This is a genomic window from Pirellulales bacterium (assembly GCA_035656635.1).
Classification (GTDB): Bacteria; Planctomycetota; Planctomycetia; order Pirellulales; family JADZDJ01; genus DATJYL01.
This window is the reverse complement of the sequence record DASRSD010000040.1, coordinates 1-2,793: the sequence shown is the minus strand read 5'-3', so window position 1 is coordinate 2,793 and position 2,793 is coordinate 1. Positions and strand designations below refer to the sequence as shown.

The 2,793-nt window shown below is 55.4% G+C and carries 1 protein-coding gene and 1 tRNA gene; both read right to left on the bottom strand.

Annotated features, from left to right (window positions below):
- Positions 1-524 precede the first annotated feature (524 nt).
- Positions 525-2,375 (bottom strand): SulP family inorganic anion transporter, encoded by a 1,851-nt coding sequence (locus VFE46_03225; protein ID HZZ26995.1) that lies wholly within the window; start codon positions 2,373-2,375, stop codon positions 525-527.
- A gap of 121 nt (positions 2,376-2,496) precedes the next feature.
- Positions 2,497-2,578: transfer RNA gene (locus VFE46_03220), tRNA-Leu, on the bottom strand.
- Between the last annotated feature and the right edge of the window lie 215 nt (positions 2,579-2,793).

The window sequence follows — 2,793 nt, the reverse complement described above, 5'->3', positions numbered from 1 at the left end:
GGGCCTGGCGGCAACGTCACTGAGAAATTTCCTGACGGCAGTCTCAGAACGTCTAAGAAGCAATAGCTTGCGATCGACGCGGCCAAGTCACTGGCACATTTTTAGTTGCACCTCCGGTTTGGCCCAATTTGCTTCTTGCATTGCGAACAAATGTACACTAATGTGGACGGCTCGGAGCGAATGGGCTCCGCGATTGGTCTTTGGCAATTTAAACTTCGATTGTTGCTTCGGCACGGCCCGAGGTGTGCGCCCCTCACCCCGACCCTCTCCCGCAAGGGGAGAGGGAGAACTGCGCGCGGGGAGCGTAGGCCGTGGCGAGCGTGATCGGCGAGAACGAGCCAAGGCGCATGAATTCGCCAACAGCTTCAATTCGCCAACAATTTGCAGCAGCGGACGCAAATGGGACGCATTTTGTCCCGCCGCGGCTACGGATCGCTCGGAAAACTTCGGGCGAACGCCGCAGCCTGACGCGCAAAAAGAAGCAGTTTTGTCCAGGGAAAAAAATCCCGGACAAATCAACTGGTTCAAATCAAATAATACCAGCCGTCTTTTTTGTTCAAGCTTTCCGCATGGCGCGGGCAGGTTTCACAAACATCTTCTCCGATGATTTCGTACGCAAACCGCACCGCTTCTAAGGTACTGGTCCAAAATTGGCCCGTCTCTTGAAACACAAAGACACGTTCCTGTCCTAAGCGGCGGGCCAGACCGCTGGAATCGATCACCTGCATTAAGTCGGGCCGCACGCCGCACATTAGCACGGTAACTTCGGCGGTGTGCATCCGCTCGATGAAATGATCCAGGACGCTCATGCACACGGCGTCGGGATTGCGAACCCGCTTCATTCGCAGCACCACCACTCGCACGCCTTCCTGGACGGTTTCCGCGATGGCATCTAAATGGCGTTCCAATTCCGGCGCGGCGCCGAAGAAGAAATCTCCCTCCAAGCTGAAAATGCGAATCCGGCTGCAGGGAATATCCGATTCCATCCGTTCCCGAATCACGCGCTCCCGGGATACCACCAGTTCGGTCATGTGGGCCCGCGCCGCTTGCGGCACATATAACACGAACGACAAGAACACGCCGATGAGCACGCAAAACTCCACGGAGACCGCCACAGCCGACACCGCGGTGAGAATGACGATCCAGGCGTCGGTTTGCGTGGTTCGCAAGTAGTACGCTAGCTGTTGGCGATCGACCAATCGCCAGGCGGAAAGCATTAAAATTCCGGCCAAGCCTGCCTTCGGAATGTAATAAGCGTATTGGGCAAACAGGACGACCGTGAGCGCCACCGCCACCGCCGAAATTACTCCCGACCATTGCGTGCGTGCGCCGGCCTGCTGGTTAATGGTAGAACGTGTGAGAGAGCCGGAACCGGGAAAGCACTGGAAAAAGCTGCCGGTGATATTCGCCAGACCCTCGCTGAGGCATTGCTGGTTCATATCGAGCTTCTGACGTGTTTGGGCAGCGATGGCTTTGGCCATGGAAATCGCTTCCAATAATCCCAACAGCGCAATGGCTAGGCTATTGCCAAACAGTGCGTGCATGCGCGACCAATCAATTTCCGGCCACTGGGGCGTCGGCAGCTTGGCAGGAATGGTCCCGACAATTTTTACACCCTGATCGTCCAGCTTCCAATACCCGACGATTATCGTGACTGCAACGATGGCCAACAGCAAATCGGGCAAGCGAATGCCCAATCGTGAGTTGATCCACCGCAGCGAAAGCGCAATGGCAACCGTTCCCAAGCCAATGTATAGCGCGGTGGAATTGGTTTGGCCGATGTTGTTGATCGTGAGCCAAAATCGCTTGAGAAAATGATCTTCGCCCGTGCCCGCGGCGGGCAATCCGAGGAAGTTTTTTAATTGATCTAGCACCAATAACACGGCGGCGCCAAATGTGAACCCTACGATGACGGCATGCGAAATGTAGCGCGTTAAATCGCCCAGCCGGAACAACGAAATGGCGACTTGAAGCAGCCCGACCATCAGCGTTAGCAAGATGAATGCCGGAATGCGATCGCTTTCACTGAACCCGACCAGCGAGCTCAACACGGCGATGGAAATGGCGTTGGTCGGTCCGTTGATTAGTTGCTTGGACGAATCGAACAGTGCGCCAACGGCGGTCATCACAATCGCCGTGTACAGTCCGAATTTCGGCGGAATATTAGCGATTTGGGCATAGGCCATTGCCTGTGGCACGGCCACCGCGGCAACCGTCAGGCCGGCCATGGTATCAAGCGCGAGAATGCGTAGCGAGTAATTTCGCAGCGAGTCGAATGCCGGAACCAAGCGGAAAAATGCGGCGCTCCACGGCGAAATTGCCCCCGCTTGTCCGTTGATTGACGGCGGGCTGGTTCGCTGTGGAATATGATTCATCTATTGATCCTGTCGCCAGGAAATTGACTCGATGAAGATTAATGCGCAAGAGAAACGAAGTTATCCAACAACCAAGCATCGGGCTCAGGCGTGACCCGAGTACCAGGAGGTAACGCTCGAATGCGAGAGGAGGGATTTGAACCCACACCCCTTTCGGGACTGGATCCTAAGTCCAGCGCGTCTGCCAATTCCGCCACTCTCGCAAAGAGTCAGACAGTAGCAGTCTGGGGCAAATCCAAAGCATCGTCAAGAGCGTGATTTTATGACTTGCACTCGTCGCTCAACGGACTGTGACGGTTTCTGGCGGGCCAAGTTCAGACTCTGGAAGCGGATGGGAGCTGACGACAAACTTTTCCAACACCACACCGGGATCAACCATGAAAACTCGAAGCGTGTGTTTACCGGGTTGTGTTAGCAC

Excerpts from the sequence above, each read along its gene's own strand:
- VFE46_03225 (HZZ26995.1), bottom strand. The coding sequence starts at position 2,375 with ATGAATCATATTCCACAGCGAACCAGCCCGCCGTCAATCAACGGACAA.